General features: G+C 68.9%; 3 protein-coding genes and 1 pseudogene. 3 read left to right on the top strand and 1 reads right to left on the bottom strand.

Annotated elements, in window-relative coordinates; genetic code table 11:
- Positions 1-268, bottom strand: a pseudogene (locus tag AB4Y86_RS15615) (excinuclease ABC subunit UvrA); the annotation flags it as partial.
- Positions 269-414: 146 nt separating this feature from the next.
- Between AB4Y86_RS15615 and AB4Y86_RS15610 the strand changes: the two are divergent.
- The 3 genes from AB4Y86_RS15610 to AB4Y86_RS15600 form a co-directional block, all read left to right on the top strand.
- On the top strand, positions 415-1,665 hold the full coding sequence (locus AB4Y86_RS15610; protein ID WP_441403100.1) for a type III polyketide synthase: 1,251 nt from the start codon (positions 415-417) through the stop codon (positions 1,663-1,665).
- Positions 1,666-1,676: 11 nt separating this feature from the next.
- The gene (locus tag AB4Y86_RS15605; RefSeq protein ID WP_441403099.1) at positions 1,677-2,393 is read left to right on the top strand and encodes a class I SAM-dependent methyltransferase; all 717 of its coding nucleotides are present in this window, start codon (positions 1,677-1,679) and stop codon (positions 2,391-2,393) included.
- Positions 2,390-3,069 (top strand): FAD-dependent oxidoreductase (locus AB4Y86_RS15600; protein ID WP_441403098.1); only part of this gene is annotated, 680 nt, incomplete at its 3' end. The genes AB4Y86_RS15605 and AB4Y86_RS15600, both read left to right, overlap by 4 nt.

Here is a 3,069-nt window from a genome sequence, read left to right as displayed (position 1 = left end):
GCGTCGGCATAAAGCCCTGGACGAAGGCGCTGTACGTTTCGTTGATCATCCGCTGCGACTCCGCGGCAATCGTGGCGAACACGAGCGAGCTCTTCCCCGAGCCGGAGACGCCGGTAAAGACCGTCAACCGGCGCTTCGGGATTTCCAGGCTGACGTCCTTGAGATTGTTTTCCCGCGCGCCCTGCACGCGGATCAACTCATGGGTATCGGCGACGTGCTGCGCGGGCGGCCGCGTCTCCGCCTGCCCCGTTCCGGTGGCCGTGCTCATCTTGTCTCCCTTTGTGCGGCGGCGCAGTGTCTGCGGTTCCGACGGCGCCGCCCGGCTCGTTGTGACCAGCTTAGGGCAGTCGGTGGACTGACTTTCCGCTGCCGGGAATCCATTGTGATATCCGGCGGCCTCACTGAGAATGAACCATGACGGTCTACCTGAGGTCCCTGGAAACTGCTGTCCCGCCCACCGTGTTGGTCCAAAGCGAAGCGCGCGAGGTGTTTGCTGCCCAGCCAGGGCTCAGCAGGCTCGGCTCCCGGCTCGTCAACACCTGCTTTGACTCCGCGGCCATCGACACCCGCTACACCGCCGTCGGGGAACTGACCACCCGCAGCCGGGCCGAGAACCCGCAGTTCTTCGATCCGGCCACGGGCCTGCTGCTGAGCCCCAGTACCAAGGTCAGGAACGACATCTTCGCCACCGAGGCCACCAAGCTCTTCATCGCGGCGGCGGAGCAGGCGGTTGCCGCCTGTGCTGGCATCGTTCCCGGGGACATTACGCACCTGATCACCGTCTCCTGTACGGGGTTTTTCAACCCCGGACCGGACTACAAGATTGTCCGCGCACTCGGACTGAACCCCGCGGTGCAGCGCTACCATCTCGGCTTCATGGGCTGCTACGCCGCCTTCCCGGCCCTGCGGGCCGCCAAATCGTTTTGCGACGCCAATCCGGAGGCCGTGGTGCTCGTGGTCTGCGCGGAACTCTGTTCCCTCCACGTCCGGACGTCCAACGACCCGGACACCATAATGGGGTCCGCGCTGTTCGCCGACGGCGCCGCCGCCGCCGTCATCAGCGCCCGGGACATACCGGACCAGCCCGCGCTGCTGAGCCTGGACCATTTTGAGACGGTCCTGACCCCGGTCGGCGAGGAGGCGATGGCATGGAACATTGGGGACGAGGGCTTCGAAATGGTCCTCGGCACGTATGTCCCGCACATCATCGACGACCACATTGTCGGCGCCCTCGAACCGCTCCTGGCCAGGGATGCGTCGCTGAGCGGGCTCCCCTACCGGGACATCCGGCACTGGGCTATCCATCCCGGCGGCCGCAGCATCCTGGACAAGGTGCAAGCCAGGCTGGAGCTCAGCGATGAACAGCTGCTGCCGGCCCGGGAAACCCTCCGCAACTACGGCAACATGAGCAGCGCCACGGTCTTGTTCGTGATCCGGCACATCCTGGATCTCCCCGCGGGCGCGGAGGCGGACGGTCTCGGAAACCGGCAGGAAACGGACGACGCCGACGGCGGCGAACGCATCTGTTCGATGGCTTTCGGGCCAGGCCTGACGGTGGAGACCGCGCTGTTCACCAAGATCACCGCACCGCGGGACGCCCGTCCCGCCGACGCCGCACACGCCTCGCCGCGAGGGATCCTCCGGCCGGAATCAGCCCTGKCCTGAGCGGCGGCATCATGCTGCTGCTGCGAAACCGCGCCGTAAGCGCCGTCGAGGAGATGGACCGGGACGACTGCGATCCCGCCCGGCTGGCCCGGACCTACGCCCAGTTTGCCGTAATCAACCGCGCAGTATCCGGCTGGAGGGGGATCTACCGGCAGCGTCTCAGGCCGCTGCTCTCCGCGGAATCCGGCACCTCCCTGCTGGACATTGGCTGCGGCGGCGGCGACGTGGCCGTGCTGCTGTCCCGCTGGGCGGCCCGCGACGGGCTTCGCCTCACCGTCACGGCCATCGACCCGGACCGCCGGGCTGCGGCATTTGCCGCACGCCGGCGCCGGCGCGCCGGCGTGACCTTCCGGCGGCAGACGGGGGCCGAGCTGCTGCACGACGGTGGCCACTTCGACGTCGTGGTGTCCAACCACGTTCTGCACCACCTACGATCCGACGAGCTGGCCGGCTTCCTCGCCGAGTCCGCCGCCCTGAGCACCGGCACTGTTATCCACAACGACCTCCGCCGCAGCGCGGCCGCCTATGCGCTGTTTTTCGCGGGCGCCTTGCCTTTCCGCGGCTCCTACATCAGGCAGGACGGCCTGACCTCGATCCGGCGCAGCTACACCCTGGCCGAATTGCGGACCGCCGCTCCCCCGGGCTGGACCGTGCAGTCGCGCTCCCCGTTTCGGAACCTGCTCATCCACGAACAGGGCCGCGGGCGCAGCGCCGGGGCCGGCGCATGACCGACGTCGTGATTATCGGCGGCGGCCCGGTGGGGCTGTTTATGGCCGCTTTGTTGCTGCAGGACGGAGTCGACGTCACTGTGCTGGAGCAGCGGACCGGCCCGGCGCCGCACTCGAGGGCCATCGGCATCCATCCGCCGGCCCTGGAAGCCCTGGCGCGGATCGGGGTGGCCGAGGAGCTGGTCCGGCGCGGTGTCCCGATCCGGCACGGCCTCGCCATCAGCGGCGGCGCCACGCTGGCGCAGATGTCCTTTGCCCGGGTTTCCCAACGCTTTCCCTTCGTGCTGTCCCTGCCGCAGGGCTCAACCGAGGCGGTCCTGGCACAACGGGTGCACGGGCTCCGACCGGAAGCCCTGCGCCGCGGCGTGCAGGTCACGGGGCTGCACGACGACGGCTGCCGGGCCACGATTGAAGCGTGCGTGGACGGATCCGCGGTCAGCTATACGGCGCGCCTGGTGATCGGTGCCGACGGGGTGCGGTCTGTGGCACGGGCGGCACTCGGCGCGCCGCTGCGGCGCAGGCAATACCCGGACCGGTACCTGATGGGCGACTTCGCCGACAGCACGGGTCTCGGGCCGACGGCAGCGCTCTTCCTGGCCCGCGACGGGATCGTGGAGTCGTTTCCGCTGCCGGGGATGTTACGGCGGTGGGTGGTCCGGCTGGGCCCTGCCGGGGC

The organism is Arthrobacter sp. 2YAF22_2, assembly GCF_052114645.1.
Lineage (GTDB): Bacteria > Actinomycetota > Actinomycetes > Actinomycetales > Micrococcaceae > Arthrobacter.
The sequence above is the reverse complement of the archived record's forward strand: the minus strand, read 5'-3'. Positions and strand labels throughout refer to the sequence as shown.